13 protein-coding genes, 1 tRNA gene and 1 pseudogene are annotated in these 21570 nt (G+C 74.8%); 10 read left to right on the forward strand and 5 right to left on the reverse strand.

All coding sequences use genetic code 11. The annotated features are described in order from the left end of the window. The first annotated feature begins 39 nt into the window (after positions 1–39). Together selA and ACIQ9G_RS07580 are read left to right on the forward strand one after the other, a co-directional pair. Positions 40–1413, forward strand: a complete 1374-nt coding sequence (gene selA, locus ACIQ9G_RS07575; RefSeq protein ID WP_403607388.1) for an L-seryl-tRNA(Sec) selenium transferase — start codon at positions 40–42, stop codon at positions 1411–1413. Positions 1414–1418: 5 nt separating this feature from the next. Further along, a pseudogene (locus ACIQ9G_RS07580) lies at positions 1419–3134 on the forward strand (GTP-binding protein); the annotation flags it as partial. An 83-nt stretch (positions 3135–3217) separates the two neighbouring features. On the opposite strand, the gene ACIQ9G_RS07585 reads toward ACIQ9G_RS07580, so the two are convergent. Further along, positions 3218–3310: transfer RNA gene (locus ACIQ9G_RS07585), tRNA-Sec, on the reverse strand. Positions 3311–3420: 110 nt separating this feature from the next. Here ACIQ9G_RS07585 and selD point away from each other — a divergent pair. Together selD and ACIQ9G_RS07595 are read left to right on the forward strand one after the other, a co-directional pair. Continuing rightward, positions 3421–4446 carry a selenide, water dikinase SelD gene (gene selD, locus ACIQ9G_RS07590; protein ID WP_403607389.1) on the forward strand — a complete coding sequence of 342 codons (1026 nt, stop codon included), beginning with the start codon at positions 3421–3423 and terminating at the stop codon, positions 4444–4446. 154 nt (positions 4447–4600) lie between these two features. Further along, positions 4601–7393, forward strand: a complete 2793-nt coding sequence (locus ACIQ9G_RS07595) for a heavy metal translocating P-type ATPase (protein ID WP_403607390.1) — start codon at positions 4601–4603, stop codon at positions 7391–7393. Between the two features lie 228 nt (positions 7394–7621). Here the strand turns inward: ACIQ9G_RS07595 and ACIQ9G_RS07600 are convergent, their stop codons facing one another. Further along, positions 7622–9115, reverse strand: coding sequence for an ATP-binding protein (locus ACIQ9G_RS07600; protein WP_403607391.1), 1494 nt, complete (start codon positions 9113–9115; stop codon positions 7622–7624). A 240-nt stretch (positions 9116–9355) separates the two neighbouring features. On the opposite strand from ACIQ9G_RS07600, the gene ACIQ9G_RS07605 reads away from it, so the two are divergent. From ACIQ9G_RS07605 to ACIQ9G_RS07625, 5 genes are all read left to right on the forward strand, one after another. Further along, entirely contained in the window at positions 9356–10003 is a 648-nt protein-coding gene (locus ACIQ9G_RS07605; protein ID WP_403607392.1) for a CBS domain-containing protein, read from the forward strand. Positions 10004–10034: 31 nt separating this feature from the next. Continuing rightward, the gene (locus tag ACIQ9G_RS07610) at positions 10035–10505 is read left to right on the forward strand and encodes a CBS domain-containing protein (RefSeq protein WP_403607393.1); all 471 of its coding nucleotides are present in this window, start codon (positions 10035–10037) and stop codon (positions 10503–10505) included. Between the two features lie 106 nt (positions 10506–10611). Further along, positions 10612–11814 (forward strand): EfeM/EfeO family lipoprotein, encoded by a 1203-nt coding sequence (locus ACIQ9G_RS07615; RefSeq protein WP_403607394.1) that lies wholly within the window; start codon positions 10612–10614, stop codon positions 11812–11814. Next, a complete protein-coding gene (gene efeB, locus ACIQ9G_RS07620; protein WP_403607395.1) occupies positions 11811–13046 on the forward strand; it encodes an iron uptake transporter deferrochelatase/peroxidase subunit in 1236 nt (411 codons plus the stop codon). Before ACIQ9G_RS07615 ends, efeB begins: the two co-directional genes overlap by 4 nt. Before the next feature lie 178 nt (positions 13047–13224). Continuing rightward, complete coding sequence (locus ACIQ9G_RS07625; protein WP_403607396.1) at positions 13225–15063, forward strand: phospholipase C; 1839 nt, start codon at positions 13225–13227, stop codon at positions 15061–15063. Positions 15064–15131: 68 nt separating this feature from the next. Here ACIQ9G_RS07625 and ACIQ9G_RS07630 read toward each other — a convergent pair whose 3' ends face one another. Then, the gene (locus tag ACIQ9G_RS07630) at positions 15132–15443 is read right to left on the reverse strand and encodes an STAS domain-containing protein (protein ID WP_403607397.1); all 312 of its coding nucleotides are present in this window, start codon (positions 15441–15443) and stop codon (positions 15132–15134) included. Further along, the gene (locus ACIQ9G_RS07635) at positions 15440–19609 is read right to left on the reverse strand and encodes a SpoIIE family protein phosphatase (RefSeq protein WP_403607398.1); all 4170 of its coding nucleotides are present in this window, start codon (positions 19607–19609) and stop codon (positions 15440–15442) included. The genes ACIQ9G_RS07630 and ACIQ9G_RS07635 overlap by 4 nt, the downstream gene beginning before the upstream one ends. Positions 19610–19934: 325 nt before the next feature. On the opposite strand from ACIQ9G_RS07635, the gene ACIQ9G_RS07640 reads away from it, so the two are divergent. Beyond that, positions 19935–20288 carry an STAS domain-containing protein gene (locus tag ACIQ9G_RS07640; protein WP_356183150.1) on the forward strand — a complete coding sequence of 118 codons (354 nt, stop codon included), beginning with the start codon at positions 19935–19937 and terminating at the stop codon, positions 20286–20288. Between the two features lie 8 nt (positions 20289–20296). On the opposite strand, the gene ACIQ9G_RS07645 is transcribed toward ACIQ9G_RS07640, so the two are convergent. After that, a complete protein-coding gene (locus ACIQ9G_RS07645; RefSeq protein WP_403607399.1) occupies positions 20297–21505 on the reverse strand; it encodes a PP2C family protein-serine/threonine phosphatase in 1209 nt (402 codons plus the stop codon). Positions 21506–21570: the final 65 nt, after the last annotated feature.

Raw genomic sequence — 21570 nt, forward strand, 5'->3', positions numbered from 1 at the left:
CCGCACACGCCGGGAGGCCGGCCCGGAGGGAGACACTTCGTGGAACAGCGGGTCACACCGGAGCGGACCGGGACCGTCGGGACGGCCGCGACCGGTGGCGGCGGACGGGACGCGGGTCCCGCCGACGCGCGGCGGCGGATTCCCCGCACCGACGCCGTCCTCGCCGATCCGCGGCTCGCCGCGGCGGCGGCCCGGCTGGGCCAGGACACGGTCAAGACGGCGGTCCGGCGGGCCCAGGAGCGGGCACGCGACGGCGCCGTCCCGCCGGAGGACGTCGCCGACACCGCGGTCGCCCTGCTGCCCGCCACGTCCGGCGGACTGCGGCCGGTACTCAACGCCACCGGGGTGGTGCTGCACACCAACCTCGGCCGGGCGCCGCTGTCGGCGGCGGCCCGGCAGGCGGTCCAGGACGCCGCCGGGCCCACGGACGTCGAGCTGGACCTGGTGACCGGAGTGCGGGCCCGGCGCGGGCGCAGCGCCCTGCGCGCCCTGTGCGACCGGGTGCCCGCGGCGGCAGCCGCGCACGTCGTCAACAACGGCGCCGCCGCGCTGCTCCTGGCCGCCACCGCGCTGGCCGCCGGCCGGGAGATCGTCATCAGCCGCGGCGAGATGGTGGAGATCGGGGACGGCTTCCGGCTGCCGGACCTGCTGGTGTCCACCGGGGCGCGGCTCCGCGAGGTCGGCACCACCAACCGCACCACGGCCGCCGACTACGCCGCCGCCATCGGCCCGCAGACGGCGTTCGTGCTGAAGGTGCACCCCTCCAACTTCCGTGTCACCGGCTTCACCCGCGCCGCCGAGGCCCGCGAGCTGGCGGGGCTGGGCGTGCCGGTCGTCGTCGACATCGGCTCCGGACTGCTCGCCCCCCATCCGCTGCTCCCGGACGAGCCCGACGCGCAGACCCAGTTGCGGTCCGGCGCCAGTCTCGTCACCGCCAGCGGCGACAAGCTGCTCGGCGGACCCCAGTGCGGACTGCTGCTCGGCGCCGAGGACATCGTGCGGACGCTGGCGCGGCACCCCCTGGCCCGTGCCCTGCGCGTGGACAAGCTGACGCTGGCGGCCCTCGAGGCGACCCTGACCGGCCCGCCCTCCCCGACCGCCACCGCCCTGGCCGCCGACCCCGGCCGGCTCGGGCAGCGGGCGGACCGGCTCGCCGCCGCGCTGGCCGCCGACGGCGTCGACGCACGGGCCGTCGACAGCGCCGCGACGGTGGGCGGAGGCGGCGCACCCGGCGTGACCCTGCCCAGCGCCGCGCTGTCCCTGCCCGAGGCGTACGCCGCCCCGCTGCGCACCGGAGCCGACCCGGTCGTCGGACGGCTGGAGGCCGGGCGCTGCCTGCTCGACCTGCGGACCGTGCCGCCCGAGGACGACGAACGGCTAGCCACGGCCGTACGCCGGGTCGCGGGGAGGTAGCCGCCATGCGGGTGCTGGCCACCGCCGGACACGTCGACCACGGCAAGTCCGCCCTGGTGCGGGCGCTGACCGGGATGGAACCCGACCGCTACGAGGAGGAGCGGCGCAGAGGGCTCACCCTCGACCTCGGCTTCGTGTGGACCCGGCTCGACCCCGACGCGGAACACCCGGACGGCGAGCACCTGGCCTTCGTGGACGTACCCGGCCACGAGAAGTTCGTCGCGACCATGCTGGCCGGGGTCGGGCCCGTACCCGCCGTGCTGTTCGTCGTCGCCGCGGACCAGGGCTGGCAGCAGCAGTCGCAGGAGCACCTGGCGATCCTCGACGCGCTCGGCGTGCGGCACGCGGTCCTCGCGGTGACCCGCAGCGACCTCGCCGACCCCGAACCCGTCCGCGCCGATGCCGTGGAGCGCATGGCCGCGACCTCGCTCGGCGCCGTGCCGTCCGTCGCGGTGAGCGCGGTGACCGGCGCCGGACTGGACGAACTGCGGGCGCTGCTCGGCCGGTTGGCCCGAGCGCTGCCGGTCCCGCCCGCCGACGCGGACGTGCGGCTGTGGCTGGACCGGGCCTTCACCGTGCGCGGCCACGGCACCGTGGTGACCGGCACGCTCGGCGCGGGCACCCTGAGCGTGGGCGACCGGCTGGTCACCGGGGACGGCTCGGCCGAGCTGCGGGTGCGCGGGCTTCAGGCGGCGCACGAGGAACGCCCCGCCGTCAGCGGCGTCGCGCGCGTGGCGGTCAACGTGCACGGCGCGGTGGACGGCGCCCTGCGGCGCGGACAGGTTCTGCTGACCCCCGGCCGCTGGCTGCCCACCACCGTGGCCGACGTCCGGGTCACCGGCGAGCCCGTCGACGAACTGCCCCGCCGCGCCACCCTGCACATCGGCACGGCCGCGGTCCCGGTGACCGTCAGACCGCTGGGCAAGGACACCGCCCGGCTGACCCTGGACCGGGCCCTTCCCCTACGCGTGGGGGACCAGGCGGTGCTGCGCGAACCGGGCGGCGGACGGACGCCCTGCGGCGTGACGGTGCTCGACGTGCGCCCGCCGCGGCTGACCCGGCGCGGCGCCGGACGGGCCCGGGCCGACGAACTCGCCGAGATGACCGGAGCGCCCGACGGGCCCGCGGAGCTGCGGCGCCGCAGGCTGGTGCGGCGCTCGGAGCTGCTCGCCATGGGCGTTGCGCCGCCCGCCGCGCCCGGGGCCGGGGACTGGCTGGCCGACGAGGGCCACTGGACCGGGCTGCGCGCCCGGCTGGCCGCCGAGGTGGAGCGGTACGCGAAGGGCCACCCCCTCGAACCCGGGCTGCCGACCGAGGCGGCCCGCCGCCTGCTCGGCCTGCCCGACCGGGCCCTGGTGGACGCGCTCGCCGCGACGCCGGGCGATCCGCGCCTGACGTGCCGCCAGGGCCGGCTGCACGGGCCCGCGGGCGCGCGGCCCACGCTGCCGCCGCCGCTGCGGGCCGCCGTCGAGGCCGTGCGCCGGGACCTGGAGCGGGCGCCCTTCCGCGCGCCCGAGGCCGACCGCCTCACCGAACTGGGGCTCACCCGCAGGGCGCTGGCCGCCGCGGTCGCCGCGGGCGCGCTGCTGCGGGTCACCGACGGCATCGTGCTGCTCCCCGGCGCGGACGCCCGGGCCGCCGCCGTCCTGCGCGGGCTGCCCCAGCCGTTCACGCTGAGCGAGGCGCGCCGGGCGCTGGACACCACGCGGAGGGTGGCGGTGCCACTGCTGGAACTGCTCGACGCCCGGGGCCTCACGGAACGCGTCGACGACCGGCACCGGCGATGCCGGAGCGGCGCGGAGAGCGGAGGCGGACGGGAATCGAACCCGCCTGCCCGAGATCCTCGGACACCTCGGTTTTGAAGACCGGGAGGGCCACCAGGCACCCACACGCCTCCACCGCCCGGCCAGGCTACCGGAGCCGGCGGCCGCCACCGCACACCGGCCCGGCCACCCGGCACGCCCCCGGCCCGAAGAACCCGCAAACCCCGACCGCTGGAGACGCGGCATGACGACGGTCCCCGAAACACCCGTAAGGCTCACCCAGTTCGCCCACGGCGGCGGGTGCGCCTGCAAGATCCCGCCCGGCGAGCTGGAGGACGTCCTCGGCTCCCTCGCGGCGTCCGCGCCCGTCACGGGCGACACCCCGCTCCTGGTCGGGCTGGCGACCGGCGACGACGCGGCCGTCGTCGCGCTGCCCGGCCAGGGCCCCGGCCCCGCCCGGGCGATGGTGTCCACCGCCGACTTCTTCACCCCGGTCGTGGACGACCCCTACGACTGGGGGCGCATCGCCGCCGCCAACGCCCTGTCCGACGTCTACGCGATGGGCGGCAGCCCGGTGCTCGCGGTCAACCTGCTGGCCTGGCCGCGCGGGGTGCTGCCCTTCGACCTGGCGCGCGAGGTGCTGCGCGGCGGGCTGGACATCGCCACCGAGGCCGGCTGCCACGTCGGTGGCGGGCACAGCGTGGACGACCCGGAGCCCAAGTACGGCATGGCCGTGACCGGACTGGCGGATCCGCAGCGACTGCTGCGCAACGACGCCGGACGTCCCGGTGTGCCGCTTTCGCTGACCAAGCCGCTCGGCCTCGGCGTGCTGAACAACCGGCACAAGGCCACCGGCGAGCGCTTCGAGCAGGCGGTCGCCACCATGGTGGCGCTCAACCGGGACGCGGCCGCGGCCGCCCTGGACGCCGGTGTCCGCTGCGCCACCGACGTCACCGGCTTCGGCTTCCTCGGCCATCTGCACAAGCTGGCCCGGGCGTCCGGCGTGACCGCCGTCGTCGACACCGCCGCCGTGCCCCTGCTGGACGGCGCCCGGGAGGCCGTACGCGAGGGCTACGTCAGTGGCGGCACCCGGCGCAACCTGGACTGGGTCGCCCCCTTCACGGACTTCGGCGGCACCGACGCCGACACCCGGCTGCTTCTGGCCGACGCCCAGACCTCGGGCGGCCTGCTGGTGGCGGGGGAGGTGCCCGGAGCGCCCGTGGTCGGCGAACTCGTGCCCCGCGGGACGCACTCCGTCGTCCTGAAGTGAGCCGGGGCGCCCGGTCGTCGTCCCGCGGCTCGCGGTCCGGTGCCCATGCCGGACCCGGACCGGTAACGGGACCGCGGGGGCCGTTCGTCCTATGGCAGGCAGGGGCGGCCGGGCGCAGGCTGGAGAGCGAACCGGTTCGGGAGGCGAGCTGCCCATGGGTGCCCTCGACATCGTCGTCGTTCTGGTCGCGGCCGCGCTGATCGCCGCGCTGGGCCGCTACTTCTTCGGCCCGCGCCGGGCCGGTGCCGCCCGGCTGGAGGGCGGGGTGCAGCGGGTGGAGGTGACGGTCCGGGGCGGCTACAGCCCCGACCTGATCAAGGTGCGCGAGGGCATTCCCGTGGAGCTGGTCTTCGACCGGCAGGAGGCCGGAGAGTGCACCTCCCGGGTGGTCTTCCCCGACCTGGGGGTCGGCGCGGGCCTGCCCGCCCGCACCCGCACCACCGTACGGCTGAACCCCGACCGGCCGGGCACCTTCCCCTTCGCCTGCGGCATGAACATGATTCACGGCACGCTGCTGGTCGAACCGGCCGAGGGCGGCGCACCGCCCGCGCCCGACGGCCACGGCGGTACGGCCGCACCTCCCGCCGCCGCCCCCGGCGGACCGCCCGCCGGCGCGGAACGGACGGCGGCCGAGGCGGAGGCCGCGGACGCCGCCGAGCGGCAGGCGGAGATCAAGGACCTCACCCGCAGGGTGCTGCTGGGCGCCGTGCTCACCGCCCCGGTGCTGTTCGCGGTGATGGCGCACGAAGTGTTCGGTGCGTCCTGGGTGCCCTCCTGGATGCTGAACCACTGGCTCCAACTGGCCCTGATCACCCCGGTGATGTTCTACACCGGATGGCCGGTCCACCTGACCGGCTGGCTGACCCTGCGCCACCGCGCGGCCGACATGAACTCCCTCATCACCCTGGGCACGAGCGCCGCCTACGGATACAGCCTGCTGGTCACCCTCGCCCCCGGGCTGCTGCCCGAGAACGTGCGCGAGGTCTACTTCGAGGCCGTCGGCGTCATCCTGACCCTGATCCTGCTCGGGCGGCTGCTGGAGGCACGGGCGAAGGCCGGCACCGGCGAGGCCATCCGTGCCCTGCTGGGCCTGCAGGCCCGCACCGCCCGTGTCGTACGGGACGGGACCGAGACCGAGATCCCGGTCGAGGACGTGGTGGTCGGCGACGAACTCGTCATCCGGCCGGGGGAGAAGATCCCCGTCGACGCCGAGGTCCGCTCCGGCTCCTCCGCCGTGGACGAGTCCATGGTCACCGGCGAGCCGATGCCGGTCACGAAGCGCGCCGGGGACACGGTCATCGGCGCCACCGTCAACGGGACCGGATCGCTGCGCGTGCGCGCGGCGAAGGTCGGCGCCGACACGATGCTCGCCCAGATCATCCGCCTGGTGCAGCAGGCCCAGGCGTCGAAGGCCCCCATCCAGCGACTCGCCGACGCCGTGTCCGCGTTCTTCGTGCCCGCGGTCATCGCCGTCGCCGTGGCCACCTTCGCGGTCTGGTTCACCCTGGGCCCGCCCCCGGAGCTGACCCTGGCGCTGGTCTCCGCGGTCGCGGTGCTGATCATCGCCTGCCCGTGCGCGCTCGGGCTGGCCACCCCGCTGTCGGTGATGGTCGGCACCGGCAAGGGCGCCCGGGCCGGCATCCTGATCCGCTCCGCCGAGGCGCTGGAGACCGCGCACAAGCTGGACACCGTCGTGCTGGACAAGACCGGCACCGTCACCGAGGGAAAGCCCGTCCTGACCGACGTCCGCCCCGTCGACGGATTCGACGAGACCCTGCTCCTGCGGCTGGTCGCGGGGGTCGAGGCCGACAGCGAGCACCCGCTCGCGCGGGCCGTCGTCACCGGTGTCCGTGACCGCGGCCTTCGGCCGTCCGCGGCGACGGGCTTCGACTCGGTCACCGGCAAGGGCGTCCAGGCCACCGTCGACGGCCGCGCCGTCCTGGTCGGCACCGCCCGGCTGCTGGGCGACGTCGGCATCGACACCACCGCGCTCACCCCGGTCTCGGCCGCCCTCTCCGCCGAGGGCAAGACCCCCGTCCTCGTCGCGGTCGACGGACGGCCCGCCGGTGTGCTCGCCGTCGCCGACACCGTCAAGGACGACTCCGCCGCCGCCGTCGCGGCCCTGCGACGCCTGGGCATCGAGGTCGTCATGCTGACCGGTGACAACGCCCGCACCGCCGGGGCGATCGCCGCGCAGGTCGGCGTCGCCCGGGTGCTCGCCGAGGTGCTCCCCGAGCACAAGGCCGACGAGGTACGGCGGCTGCAGGGCGAGGGCCGCACGGTCGGCATGGTCGGCGACGGCATCAACGACGCCCCCGCGCTCGCCGCGGCCGATGTCGGCCTGGCCATCGGCACCGGCACGGACGTGGCCATCGAGGCCGCCGACATCACCCTCGTCTCCGGCTCGCTCGGCGGGGTCGTCACGGCGATCCGGCTGTCGCGGGCCACCCTGCGCAACATCCGGCAGAACCTGTTCTTCGCCCTGGTCTACAACGCCGTCGGCGTCCCCCTGGCCGCCGGCGTGCTCTACCCGCTGTGGGGCATCCGCCTCAGCCCCGTCATCGCCGCCGCGGCCATGGCGCTCAGCTCCCTGTCGGTCGTCACCAACGCCTCCCGGCTGCGCCGTTGGCACCCCCAGCCGCTGCCCGACACCCGGCCGGACCGCACCCGCCCCCGCGTCGAGTCCGCCGCCGGCCGCGCCCCGGCGGGCCCCGGCCTGGCAGGCGCTCCGTCGGGCGACGGGGACGCGGTAACGGACCCGGTGTGCGGGATGCGGGTGGAGCGGGCGAGCGCCGCCGAGCAGCGGCAGACCGGCAGTGGCACCTACCACTTCTGCTCCGCGCACTGCGCCGCCGTGTTCGACGCCGACCCCGACCGGTACACCGCCCCCACGACCGGCGGGCCGCGCGGTCACCACCCCCGACGGCCGCGTTCGGGTTCCGGCTGACCCGGACGCAGGCGCCCGCGGGTCCCGGCCGCGGACCCCCGTCGGTCGGGCCGTCGGCCGTGTCACCCTCGCTTCTGGGCCGCCCTCGCTCCCGAACCGCTCGGCTTCCCTGGCCACCGGCCGGGCCACCCTCGGCCCCGGGCCACCCTCGCCTCCAGGCTGTCCTCGGCCCCGGGGCGTCCTCGGCGCCGGGCCGCCGCCCTCGCCCCCGGGCGACCCCACCCCTGGCTACCCCCGCCCGTACAACCGGTCGAGACCGACCAGCACCACCTCTCCCGCGGCCTCCGCGGCGCGCAGCGCGTCGCTGAAGCCGGCCGCGCCGTAACACGCGGGCCGGGCGTGGCCGACGTCCTCGCCGAGGTCGGCGAGCCGGGCCAGCAGGCCGCGCAGATGCTCCAGATGGGGTACGTCCATCACCTCGTCCCAGCGCGCCAGCCCCACCGACAGCAGCACCCCGGCACGGGCGTCGCCCGGCCCGCGCACCACCACGTCCGCCGCCGTCTCCGCGCCGCCGGGGTGCGCCGGGTCGGGCAGCGTGCCCCGGGCGGCCGTGACGGGCCGCGCGCCGAAGACGGCCGGGTCCGCGAAGTCGCGGGCCCACTCCCGGCAGACCTGCGCGAAGTGGACCGGCATCACCACGGAGTCGAAGACCGGGCGGGCGTGCTTCCACACCTCGGCGGGGTCCCGCTGCTCCAGCGTCGGCCGGTGGGCGTGCACGGCCGCGTGCTCGAAGGCCAGCAGCGGCTCCGCGACGCGCAGCCGGGCCACGTGCGGCCGGAAGGCGTCGGGCTCGCTCTCCAGCAGGCCGTTCTCCCGCAGCAGCGTAAGACAGCGTGCCGTGTCGGTGAGCGGGGTGCCGAGGCAGTCGGCGACCTGCCCCTGGGTGGCGCAGCCCGTGGCGACGGCGGAGAGCGCGGAGTGGGACAGCGCGCGATCCCAGTGGTCGGTCTCCTCCTGGAGCAGGTGGTGCGCCTCCTGGTACAGCCGTCGGCGGCGGTTCAGCACGGTCCTGCACACCCAGTCGTCGAAGTCGTCCGGGCCGGCCGGGACGTCGTCCTCGACGTAGTCGTGCCGGTAGGCGGGGGTCCCGCCGACGACGGCGTGGACCAGCAGTGCGAGGCGGGGGTCGTCGATGCCCCAGAACCGCGCGGCCTGCCGGAAGTCCAGCGGACCGACCGTGAGGGACGGTCCGGCCAGTTCGCGCAGCGGTGAGGCCGGCCCGAACAGCCGGTGCATCAGCGGCAGGGAACTGCCGCTCAGCAGCAGGCGCGCCTGACCGGGCCGCCCCGCCTGGCGCCGCCGCCGGCAGGCGTTGTGCAGGACGGAGGGCAGCGCCGGGCTCTGCCGCACCAGGTGCGGGAACTCGTCGAGGACGACCGGCACCGGCCGCTCGTCGCCGAGGGCCAGCAGCGCCTCGACCACCTCCTCCCAGCCGTGCCGGTGGAAGGGGACGGGGGTGCCCGTGTACCGGGCGAGGGCCTCGCCGAGCCGGGTCAGCGACTCGGCCTCGGCCACCTGCTGGGCCCCGAAGTAGAAGCCGCCCGTGACGGCGGTCAGGGTCTCCAGGAGGAACGTCTTGCCCTGCCGCAGCCGCCCGGTCACCACGCCGAGGCGGGCACCGGGCGCGGTGTCCCGCGCGAACGCGACGAGCGCGTCCCACTCGGCCTCACGGTCGAAGACCCACTCCGGCTTCCCGGGCAGGGACAGGTCGGACGACGCCACGGCCATTCCCCTCGTTCGGCGGTGCTCCCGCGCTCGGATCTCTTGCGCCCCCGCTGCTCGCTGCTGCGTTTCGGTCCCGCTCTTCAGTACAACGCGGGAAGCCGGGCCCCGCGACACGCGCCGGGAGGTGCTTGGACCGGCAGGGACCGTTCGGCCCTGTGCCCGGCGTGGGAACCCAGCGCACTCTGGTGTTCGAGCGGCCCGTGGTTCGAGCGAGGGCGACGGAAAGGAGCCGGGGCGATGAGGCACCGCAGCGTGGGCGACCTGATGACCCCCGTCGCCGTGAGCGTTCAGCGCGGCACCACCCTCAAGGAGATCGTGCGGATCCTCGACGAGTACGACATCACCGCGGTCCCCGTCGTCGAGGACGACCGCCCGGTCGGGGTCGTCTCCGAGGCCGACGTGGTGTTCAAGCAGACGCTCGGCGGCACGGCGAGGACCGCCGAGGAGCTGATGACCAGCCCCGCCGTGGTCGCCGGCACGGAGTGGAGCATCGTCCGCGCGGCGCGGACGATGGAGGAGCACCGGATCAAGCGGCTGCCCGTGGTGGACGACGTCGGACGGCTCATCGGCGTGATCAGCCGCAGCGACCTCATCCAGCTGTTCCTGCGCCGGGACCGGGCCATCCAGGAGGAGATCGTCGAGGAGATCATCGCCGGGACGCTCGGCCTGTCGCCCGCCGCCGTGACCGTCGAGGTCGACGACGGGAAGGTCACGCTGAGCGGCACCGTGGCCCGCAAGAGCCTGGTCCCGGTGGTGGTGCGGCTGTGCGAGAGCGTGGACGGCGTCGTCGACGTGGTCGACCGGCTCGGCTACGACGAGGACGACACCTCGGACAGGGCGGCCGGCGGCGACGGGCTGCACTCCGGGCAGGGGGCGGGCCGGTGACGGCACGGGTGGCGGGGGAGGGGGCCGGCGCGTGAAGGTGACCGAGGTGATGAGCGCCCCGGCGGTCTGCGTGCCGCCCGGGACCACTCTGGCGGAGGCGGCCCGGTTGATGGACCGGGAGGGGGTCGGCTCCGTCCTCGTCGTCGAGGACGGGGCGCTGCGCGGCATCGTCACCGACCGGGACCTCGCGCTGCGGGGCCTGGGCGGGGGCGCCGTCCGGGACAGCCGGGTCGAGACGGTGATGTCGCCGCGGGTCGTCGCGGTGGACGCGGCCGACGACGTGCACGCGGCGTACCGCACCTTCCGCAGGTCCGGCGTGCGGCGCCTGCCGGTCCTCGACGGGGACCGGGTGGCCGGGATGCTGACCGTGGACGATCTGCTGCTGGACGTCTTCCAGCGGCTGGCCGACCTGCTCGGGCCGGTGGCCTGGAGCATCCTGGAGGAGCCGCCCGGCCCGCCGTCGGCGGTGGTCCCTCCCGGGGACACGGCGACCGGTGGGTGAACCGCGGGGGAACTCTTGGTCGTCGACGGCCTCCGAAGGCCGTTCGGGTGAACACCTCTGCCTAGCATGAGGTGATCACGTACCGAACGACCCCGGGAGGCCAGGCATGTGGCGGTCCGGCTCCCCGCGCAGGCTGCCCCACCCCTGGGCCGGCGTCGGCCTCGCCGTCCTCCTCGCTCTCGTCGCGGCGGTGGTCTGGGCCGGCGACCGGCAGCGGCACGGCGCACCCGCCGCAGCGGACGGACTGCCGCACACCGCCGTTGAGGTGTCGCCGGGTCACTGCGGGCGCGGCTGGGACCGGCCGCGGTCCGGCGTCCAGGTCTTCGACCTGCGCAACACCTCGGACGAGGCCGCCGAGGTGTACCTCGAGGACCCCGGGAGCCAGGCCGTGTACGGCGAGGTGGAGGGACTCGGCCCGGGCACCGCACGGCCGTTGACCGTCCGGCTCGGCAGAGGCGCGTACGCCTTCAAGTGCGTGCCGGAGGACGCGGACGCGGTCACCGGCCCCACCGTCCGCGTCAGCGACGGGAGGAGCGGCCCGGCGGCGGCTCCGCTCACCGTGCACGACCTCATCCCGCCGGCCATCGCCTACCAGAAGTGGGTCGGGCAAGGACTCGACGACGCCGTCCGGCTGGCCGGCCGGCTGCGCGAAGCCGTCGACCGCGGCGACCTCGCCGGGGCCCGCACCGCCTGGCTGCCGGCCCATCTGAGCTACGAGCGGCTGGGGGCGGCCTACGGCGCCTTCGGCGACGCGGACCGGCGGGTCAACGGCACCGACGCGGGCCTGCCCGGCGGCGTGCACGGCCCCTCCTTCACCGGCTTCCACCGCCTGGAGTACGGCCTTTGGCACGGTGAGTCCGCCCGCAGCCTGCGTGGCCCGGCGGCCTCGCTGACCGAGGCGCTCACGGCGCTGCGCGCCACCTGGTCGCAGACCCGCATGGACCCGGCCCAACTCGGCCTGCGGGCACACGAGATCCTGGAGAACACCGTGCAGTTCGAGCTGACCGGGCGGACCGACTACGGCAGCGGCACCGGCCTCGCCACCGCCCGCGCCAACCTGGACGGCACCAGGGAGGTCCTCTCCCGGCTGCACCCGCTGCTCACCCGGCGGTATCCCGAACTGCCCCTGCTGGAGCGCAAGTTGACGCGTGCGCAGAGCACCCTGGACGCCTTCCGCCACGACGGCGGCTGGACCCCGCCGAACCGGCTGAGCCGCGCGCGGCGGGAGCGGGTCGACGCCCTGTTCGGCGACCTGGTCGAGCGGCTGGCGTCGGTGGCGACCCTGAGCGACCCGCGGCGGACGGCGTGAGCGCCGCCGAGCACCCCCCGGGGGTGGGCCGGCGCCGGTTCCTGCGCGGAGCGGCACTGACGGGCGCCGGCCTCGCCGCGGGCGGTGCGGCCGCCCCGCCGCCCGCGGACCTGCCCGGGCCTGCCCTTGCCCCGGCCGTCCCGTTCCACGGCACACACCAGCGGGCCGTCCTCGCGCCGCCGCGCCGGGCCACGGTGTTCGCCGCCCTGGACGTCACCGCCGCCGACCGCGCCGAACTGGCCGACGTGCTGCGCACGCTCACCGAACGCGCCCGCTTCCTGACCTCCGGCGGCACCCCGCAACCGGTGGGCATCACCGGGCCGCCCGCCGACTCCGGCCTGCTGGGCGGCACCGTGCCCGGCGGCGCGCTCGCCGTCACCGTCGGCGCCGGCGCCTCACTGTTCGACGACCGCTTCGGCCTCGCCGCCCGCGCGCCGCGCCGCCTGAGGACCATGCCGGCCTTCCCGGACGACGACCTGCGGCCCGACTGGTGCCACGGCGACCTCAGCCTGCAACTGCACGCCGACGACCGGGACACCGTCCTGCACGCCCTGCGCGACATCACCCGGCACACCCGCGGCGGCCTCCAGATCCGCTGGCGGATGGACGGCTTCACCAACCCGCCCCGGCCGTCCGGCACCCCGCGCAACCTGCTGGGCTTCAAGGACGGCACCGCCAACCCGGACGCCACCAGCGCCCGCGAGATGGAGCGCCTGGTGTGGGTGGGCCGGGACGCGGGCGAGCCGGACTGGGCGGTCGGTGGCACCTACCAGGTCGTCCGGCTCATCCGCATGCTGGTCGAGTTCTGGGACCGGGTCTCCCTCGGCGAGCAGGAACGCATGATCGGGCGGGCCCGGGAGTCGGGCGCGCCGCTCGACGGCGACGCCGAGCACGACACGCCGGACTACTCCGACGACCCCAAGGGCGACGTCATCCCGCTGGACGCGCACATCCGGCTGGCCGACCCGCGCACCCCCGCCACCGCCGACCGGCGCATCCTGCGCCGCGCCCACAACTACGACCTGGGCATGGACGCCAACGGCAATCTCGACATGGGCCTGCTGTTCTGCTGCTACCAGCAGGACCTCGCCCGGCAGTTCGAGACCGTCCAGCGGCGGCTGGCGGGCGAGCCGCTCACCGACTACGTCACCCCGTTCGGCGGCGGCTACTTCTTCGCCCTGCCCGGCGTACGGGACACGGCGGACTGGTACGGGCGCGCACTGCTGAGCTGAACCTGTCCGGACAAGTCCGGGGTGACACTTGGTCAATACACGGTCAAGAATTGGCCCGGCATCCCTGACCCGGTGTTCACCCGTGCGCAACCATGACTCCGCCGGAGCGCCGTCCGCCCGGCGCAGGATCACCGATCGTACGGCGCAAGAGCGAATTCCGCCCGGAGGGTGAAGCAGCATGGCGATCAGGGGAAGACGAGCAACGATACGCGGGGCGGGGGCGCTTGCCGGAGCCGCAGCGCTCACCGTCCTCGGCACGACGGGACCCGCGCTCGCCGCCGCCGAGGGCGACGGGCAGTCCGCCACCAAGACGCCGGTCAAGCACGTGGTCGTCCTCTTCGACGAGAACGTCTCCTTCGACCACTACTTCGCCACCTATCCGAAGGCCGCCAACACCGACGGCACGAAGTTCACGGCGTCGAAGAACACCCCGAAGGACGTCGACACCCTCGCGCGCGCCGGGCTGCTGACGAAGAACCCCAACCAGTACGCCCCCAAGCGACTCGGCCCCGCACAGGCCATGACGTGCGACCAGAACCACGGCTACGGGCCCGAGCAGTACGCCGCCGACGGCGGCAAGGCCGACAAGTACGTGGAGAACACCGAGGTCGAGAAGTGCAGCGGCGGCCTGTTCGGCGAGCCCGGCCTGGTGATGGACTACTACGACGGCAACACCGTCACCGCGCTGTGGAACTACGCGCAGCACTACTCGATGTCCGACCGCGCCTTCAGCTCGACCTACGGGCCGTCCACGCCCGGCGCGCTGAACCTGGTCTCCGGCCAGACCCACGGCGTCGTCTCCATGGACCCCGCCTCCGGCACGGAGAACCCGAAGCAGACGTCGACGCCCGACCCGTACACCGTGAAGTCGCCCGACGCCAAGGGCGTCGGAACGGTCGTCAACGACCCCGACCCGGCCTACGACGACTGCGCGGGCAAGAACCACACCAGCGCCAACGCCCTCGCGGCCATGCAGGGCCGCAACATCGGTGACGTCCTCAACACCAAGCACGTCTCCTGGGGCTGGTTCCAGGGCGGCTTCCGCCCGTCCACCGCGTGGGACGGGCAGCAGGGCCACTACGCCAAGTGCGAGACCGCGCACACCAACGTCGGCGGGGCGTCGGTCGTCGACTACAGCCCGCACCACTCGCCGTTCGAGTACTACAAGTCGACCTCGAACCCGCACCACCTGCCGCCCCGCAGCGTCGAGGAGATCGGCCACGCGGGCCAGGCCAACCACAACTACGACCTGACCGACTTCGACGCCGTCCTCAAGGCGGGCAAGCTCCCGGCGGTCAGCTTCCTCAAGGCGCCGGAGTTCCAGGACGGCCACGCCGCCTACTCCGACCCGGTCGACGAGCAGCACTTCCTCGTCGACCGGATCAACGCGATCCAGAGCTCGCCGCAGTGGAAGTCCACCGCGATCGTCGTCGCCTACGACGACTCCGACGGCTGGTACGACCACGCCTACGCCGAGCCGCGCAACGGCTCGACGGACACCTCGACCGGCTCCAACGGCAAGGCCACCGACAGCCCCGCCTGCCAGGCGGGACCGGCCCCGTCCGGCGGCTACCAGGACCGCTGCGGCCCGGGCACCCGACAGCCGCTGCTGGTGATCTCCCCCTACAGCAAGGTCAACAAGGTCGACCACACCCTCACCGACCAGGCCTCGATCACCCGCTTCATCGAGGACAACTGGCGCACCGGCCGCGTCGGCGACCACTCCTTCGACGCCACGGCGGGCTCGATGGCGGGGATGTTCGACTTCCGGCACCCCAACGGCAAGCAGGTGCTGCTGAACACGGACGGCTCCGTGAAGTCCGTCGGCCCGATCCGCTCCGTCGACCCGGTGACGACGAGCATCACGCCCGGCCCGGCCATGGAGACCACGGCCGCGAGCGGCGACGCCTCCGCGTTCCCCGCCCTCCCGGTGGGCGTCGCGGCGGGCGCGGCCCTGGCGGCCGGCACCACGGTCACCTGGCTGACCCTGCGCCGCAGGGCACGCGCCGGCGCCTGAGCGCGGTCCACCACGAAACGCCGTGCCCCGGCCCCGCGTCACGCGGGCCGGGGCACGGCCGCGTTCGCCTACCCGGAGTCGGGCGTACCGGGCCCCGCGCCCTGGACCATCGTGATCTCCGCGAGTCCCGAGACGGTCAGGACGGGGATCAGCAGGTCGGTGGCGATCACTTCGAGGCGGTCGGCGCGCGTGAAGAGGACGGCCAGACCGGCGCTGTCGAGGTACTCCACCGCGGTCAGGTCGAGGACCACCTGCCCCGGCGTCGCGTCGAGGGCCTCGGCCAGGCTGTCGCTGTTGCTCATGTCGATTTCGCCCGTGACCGTCAGCACCGCGGTGCCGTCCGGCCGGTGGCCGGGAGTGAGGGTGAGCGGGGTCGTCATGTACCGATCCTCGTGTGCATCTCGACGGTGGTGCCGAAGGGGCCCGGAGTGATGGTGACCTGCTGCATCATGGCGCGCATCATCGCCAGCCCGCGACCGCGATACGGATGCGAGCCGGGCCGGGGCGGCTGCCAGGCGCCGCTGTCGGACACCACCAGGCGCAGGTTGTCGACGTAGGCCTCGGCGCGCAGCCGGACCGTGTCGCCGCGCGTGTGGCGGTGGCCGTGCTCGATCGCGTTGGCGCACGCCTCGCCGGCCGCGACCAGCACGTCCTGCATGGTCTGCCGGGGGAGCCGGCACTGGTCGAGCCAGGTCCGCAGGGCCTTGCGCACCAGGACGAGCTGGGCCGACTCCGCGGGGAAGGACAGGTCCAGTGGCCCCGGGTGACGGTAGAGCAGCAGGGCGACGTCGTCGTCGTAGCCGCCCTGCGGGGCCATCCCGCTCATCAGCCGGGCGGCGAGGTCCTCGACGGAGACGTCCCGGCCCTCCTGCACGGCCGCGCCGACCTGCTGGATGCCCGTGCGCAGGGAGCGCCGGCGGCGTTCGACGAGGCCGTCGGTGTAGAGCAGGAGCGTGGCGCGGGCCGGCACGGTGCACTCGGCCTCGGGGCGGGGCCGGTCCGGACGGACCGCCAGAGGCAGGGAACGCCCCTCCTCCAGCAGCCGGACGGCGCCGCCGGGCTCGGCGACAATGCCCGGCGGATGCCCGGCGCTGGAGTAGGTCAGCCGGCCGCTGCCGGGGTCGAGGACGCCGCAGAAGACGGTGGTGCACATCGCCCCGGGGACACCTGCGGCGAAGCGGTCCAGCGCCGTCAGGGTGCGGGCGGGGCTGGCGTCCTGCAGCAGCAGCGCGCGGCAGGCGCTGCGCAGCTGCCCCATGACGGCGGCAGCCCCCAGCCCGCGCCCGACGCAGTCGCCGACGACGATGCCGATCCGGCCGTCGGGCAGTGTCACCGTGTCGTACCAGTCGCCGCCCACCTCCAGGGGCGGCGTGGCGGGTTCGTAGCGCACCGCGAAGCCGTCCGGCAGCCGGGCGGGACCCAGGATGGCGCGCTGCAGCGCGATCGCGGTCTCGCGCTGCTGGTCGATCTGGTGCGCGCGGGCCAGTCCCTGGGCGAGGTGGCCGGCCAGCAGCGACAGCAGCAGCTGGTCCTCGCCGGTGAAGGGCCGGTTGTCCCCCAGGTCGACCCACAGCGCCAGCGGACCGTCCGGATGCTCCAGCAGGACGCCCGCCCCGGTGGATTCGACGGCGGGGCTCAGCAGGGGCTCCGAACGCAGGCCGGTCAGCGCCCCCCGGCGCTCGGCGGGCAGCTCCTCCCATGTCCACGGCGTGCCCGTCGCGGTCAGGACGGGCACGTCGCCGTGCGCGAAGACGGCGGCGAGCACCTGCCGCGCACGCCAGAGCTCCCTGAGTTCCGTCAGGGCGCCCGACAGCGCGTCGGGCAGGTTCGTCGCCCGGGACAGCCGGGTGCTCAGGGAGGCGAGGGCGCTCTCCCGCTGAATGGCGTAGTGCTCGGCGGTGACGTCGCGGAACGTCCCCACGACCACGCGCCGCCCGGTGTCGGGATCCCGCACCGGGTTGAAGGTCGCGTTGATCCACAGGCGGTGCCCGTCGCGGTGGGTGACCGGCAGCGTGACGCTGCCCTGGCCCTGCTCCAGCAGGGTCGCGAAGGCGTCGGCGACCTGCTGGTGTGCCTCCGGATCGGTGTCGGCGGCGGGCCACCAGGGGTGGACGGGGCGGTAGGGGAGACGGTCGGGGCCGTAGCCGAGCGTCTCGGTGAAGGCGCTGTTGATCTCGATGACGGCGCCCTCCTCGTCGCAGACGAAGAAGGCCTCGTGCAGCGAGTCCACCAGCGCGGCGCGCCAGCGGGCGTGGTGGCCGCGCAGACGGGCCAGTTCGATACTGGCCCGCACCCGCGCCAGCAGTTCCGCGGCGGCGAACGGCTTGACGAGGTAGTCGTCGGCGCCCGCCCGCAGGCCCTCGATGGACGCCTCCTGCCCGGCCCGCGCCGACAGCAGCAGCACGGGCACGGCGGCGGTCCGCTGATCGGCGCGCAGCGCGCCCACCAGTGCCAGACCGCCCAGCCGGGGCATCATCACATCGCTGACGACCAGGTCGGGCGCCCGCGTGCGAATCGCGGCCAGGGCCGCCTCGCCGTCGTCGACGGCGGTGACCTGGTATCCGGCGCCCTCGAGGATGCGGGTGAGGTACTCGCGCATGTCGGCGTTGTCGTCGGCGACGAGCACGCGTGCCGGGGCGGCGGGAGCGGAGGTGCCGGATGACGGCTCCGCCTCCGTGCTCCCCACGGGGGCTTCGGAGCCGTCGCGGGGCAGCCAGCGCAGGGCCTCCTGCACATAGGGATCGGCGAGAGGCGAGCCGGTGCGGCCGGCGGGGGTACCGGCGACGGCCTCCGCGGGCAGATGGGCCGTGCCGAAGGGCAGGCGGACGGTGAAGCAGGTGCCCCGGCCCTCGACGCTGTCGGCCGTGATCGTCCCGCCGTGCAGGCCGACCAGTTCCTTGACCAGGGCCAGTCCGATGCCGCTTCCCTCGTTCGAGCGCGACCGGGTGTCCTCGATGCGGTGGAACCGCTCGAACAGCCGCGGCATCTCCGCCTCGGGCACGCCGACGCCGGTGTCGCGGACGGTGAGGACCGCGTCGTCCGCCTCCGCGCGCAGGGCCACCCGGACGGACCCCTGGAAGGTGAACTTCAGGGCGTTGCTGAGCAGGTTGAAGACCACCTTCTCCCACATGTCGCGGTCGATGTGGACGGTCTGCGGCAGCGGGGGACAGTCCACCTCCAGGGCGAGTCCGGCCTTCTCGTAGGCGGACCGGAAGACACTGGCCAGCTCGGCGGTGACCGCCGCCAGGTCGACCGGCTCGTAGCGCGCCTTCAGCCGGCCGGCCTCGATGCGGGAGAAGTCCAGCAGCGCGTTGACCAGTTTGCCCAGCCGCAGACCGTTGCGCCGGACGACCTCCAGCTCCTCGCGGACGCGCGGATCGGCGTCGCCCAGCTGCGTCCGCAGCTCCTCCACCGGTCCCATGATCAGCGTCAGGGGGGTGCGGAACTCGTGGCTGATGTTGGAGAAGAACGTGGTCTTGGCGCGGTCGAGCGCGGCCAGCTCCTCCGCCCGCCGCTGCTGGGCCTGGTAGCTGCGGGCGCCGGCGACCCCCGCGGCGACGTGCCCGGCGACCAGCTCGACGAATCCCCGGTAGTCCTCGGAGAGCGGCCGGTACCGGTTCAGCGCGGCGACCAGGAAGCCGAGGGAAGCGTCCTGCTGCGCCAGCGGCACGACGAGTGCCTGTCGGGGCGGCTGCGGCCACGGCCCGGTGGGCAGGCCGGTGAACGGCGGGCCGTCGAGGTCCACCGTCGTGGTCTCCCCCCGGGCCGCCGCCCCGGCCGGCCACACGTCGTCCGCCGCGCCGGCGGGAAGGGCCGTCGGAGCGGCCGGATGCCCCCGGTGCAGCCCGGTCGCGCTCGCGAGCCGCGCGCTGCCGTCGCCCTGGAACAGGTAGGTCAGCGTGAACGGCAGATCCGCGGTGTTGTGGGCGAGCTGCCGGGCGGAGAAGTCCAGCATCCCCTGCTCGGTGCGGGCCGCGCTGGGGTCGGAGCCCAGATCGCGCAGCGTCGCCATGCGCCGCTCGCCGATCACCCGTTCGGTTTCTTCGCTGACCACGCACAGCATCCCGACCACGGCACCGGAGTCGTCGCGCAGGGGGCTGTAGGAGAAGGTGTGGTACGTCTCCTCCGAGTAGCCCGAGCGTTCCAGGAACAGCCGCAGCGCCTCGTCCCAGGTCGCCTCCCCGGTGGTCAGCACGCTGGCGATGCGCGGGCCGATGTCGTCCCAGATCTCCGCCCACACCTCGCGGGCCGGCCGGCCCAGCGCCCACGGGTACTTGCGGCCCAGCGTGTCCCGGCGGTAGGCGGCGTTGCAGAAGAAGGTGAGCTCGGGACCCCACGCCATCCACATCGAGAAACGCGACGACAGCAGGATGCTCACCGCGGTCCGCAGACTCTGCGGCCAGCCGGCCGGCGGCCCCAGCGGCGTCGCCGTCCAGTCCACCAGGGCGAGGTCCGCGCCGATCACCGCGTCGGCGGCGAACAGATCGATCCCCGAACCCGCGGCCTCCAGGTTCGAGGAGACCCCGGAGTCTTCAGTAGGCGCCATCCGACACCCTTTCGTTCACCTTCACCGCTCCGTGGTACCCCCGGAACGGCCGATCGCACCTCAGGACCGCTCCCCGCCTCCCGCCGAGACGCCGTGGGTTTGCCCGCGGAACCCCGGAATCCGGTCGGCGGTCGCGGGTACGCGACGTGTTGAGGGCCCCGTCGCGCCTCAAGCCGCCGCACCGTCGCCTGCCCGAGTTCGGCGGTGTGATCCGTAGGATAAGACAGCGGCGCCTCCGGCGGCCGCGCCGGCATCCCAGGGACGGCACCACCCTGCCCCTCAGGTACGTCCCTCCGCTCCACCACCCGACCGCACAGGAGAACCGGTGACCGACCGCACTCTGACCGTCGATGCCCAGACCCACCCCTCCGGTGTCACCGTGCTGACCGTGAGCGGCGAGCTCGACCACCACACCGCACCGAGCCTCACTCAGGCCCTGGAGGACACGCCCTTCGCGCGCGGCAGCCGGACGGTGCTGGACCTGTCGGGGCTGCTCTACTGCGACTCCACCGGCATCACCGTCCTCATCACCGCCTACCACCGTGCCCAGGCCACCGACTCCCGCCTGTACCTGGCCGGAGTCAACCAGGACCTGATGCGCGTCTTCCGCATCGTCGGCCTCGACCAGGTCCTGAGCTTCGAGCCGACCGTGGAGAGCGCGATCGAGGCCCTGCGGTAGCGACCGTCCTACTCGTCCGCCGCCGCCCCGGTGGCGTCCGGGTGGGCCTCGTCGGGCAGGCGGCAGGCGGCAAGGGCGGCGATGTCGTCGCCGAGCCGCGCGTCGCCGAAGGCGAGCAGGTCCTCGTGCAGCCGGTCCAGCAGCTCGCGGGGCGGCAGTCCGGCCCAGGAGCGGACCCGGTCGGCCAGCGGATAGAAGGCGCCCGCGCGGTCGCGGGCCTCCGTCACGCCGTCGGTGTAGAGCAGCAGCCGGTCACCGGGATGGAAGGGCTCCACGTCGAGGTGGTACTGGTCGCCGACCAGCACACCGAGGTTGATCGGCGGTGAAGGGTCGGTCGCGTGCAGCTCGGTGACCCGGCCCTCGCCGAGGAGCAGCGGCGGGGGATGGCCGCAGTTGACGATGCGGACCACGGGTTCGTCGTCGGGGATCTCGGCGAACACCGCGGTGACGAAGCGCTCCGCGACCTCGCTGCCGGGCAGTTGCGCGGCTCTGCGGCTCATGCTCCGCTCCACGCGGTGCGCCAGGCCGACCAGATCGGGCTCGTCGTGCGCGGCCTCGCGGAAGGCGCCGAGCATCGTCGCGGCCGTCTCCACCGCGACCAGCCCCTTGCCCCGGACGTCGCCGATCAGCAGCCGGACCCCGTGCGCCGTGGGCACCGCCTCGTACAGGTCGCCACCGATGCGCGCCTCCGCGGCGGCGGACAGGTAGAGGGTCTCCACACAGATCTGCCCGAGGTGACGGGGCACCGGGCGCAGCAGGACGCGCTGCGCGGTCTCGGCCACGGAACGCACCGTGGCGAGGGTCCGCTCCCGCCGGGTGCGGTGGGCGGCCAGCAGCGTGCCGAGGGCCCCCACCAGGGCCGTGGAGACATAGGCGGCCACGTAGTGGCGGTCCCACAGGTAGCCCACGGAGCGGCCCGCGCAGCAGGGGGTCCCGGCCAGCACGCCCTCGAACACGACGGCGAACAGGGTGACCCCGGCGACGACGGCGGGCCCGTGGGCGAACGCGGCGACCAGCGGCAGCGCGATGAGCAGGAAACTCACCGGCCACTGCACGGGGGTGACCGGCTCGAGCGCCAGGACGCCCGCGACGTACAGGACCGGAAGCCAGCGCATCCAGGCGGGCGGAGCCGGCAGCCGCAGGTCCGCGTCGGGGGAGTCGGTGCCGGCGACGTCCGTACGACGGTCCTCGGGGAAACGGTCAGGCGGCCTGTGCACAACAACTCCCGAAGGGCTTGATCAAGACCACCAGCCTGCGGCGGGACGGCGCCGGGCCCTGACCA

The sequence above is a fragment of the Streptomyces sp. NPDC096152 genome, from assembly GCF_044763235.1.
Lineage (GTDB): Bacteria > Actinomycetota > Actinomycetes > Streptomycetales > Streptomycetaceae > Streptomyces.